General features: G+C 46.7%; 1 protein-coding gene. It reads left to right on the top strand.

Annotated features, from left to right (window positions below):
- On the top strand, positions 1-257 hold a 257-nt coding region (locus SB773_RS32965; protein WP_410594628.1), incomplete at both ends, for an aminotransferase class I/II-fold pyridoxal phosphate-dependent enzyme.

Raw genomic sequence — 257 nt, 5'->3', positions numbered from 1 at the left:
AAAAAAAGACATGGCTGGGAGATCAAAAAGGAAGAAATCGTTTACAGCCCGGGCACCGTCCATGCCTTGCATGTCGCGGTAAAAGCTTTTACAGAGCCAGGTGATGGAATCATCATTCAGCGGCCCGTATATCCACCTTTTACTTCTGCAATTGAAGGGAACGGCAGACGAGTCGTCAACAATCCACTTATCTGTGATGAAGAAGGGCATTATTCTATCGACTTCGAGGATTTCGAGGCGAAAGCAAAAGAAGGCAG

The organism is Bacillus sp. SIMBA_074 (assembly GCF_046534555.1).
Lineage (GTDB): Bacteria > Bacillota > Bacilli > Bacillales > Bacillaceae_G > Bacillus_A > Bacillus_A mycoides.
The sequence above is the reverse complement of the archived record's forward strand: the minus strand, read 5'-3'. Positions and strand labels throughout refer to the sequence as shown.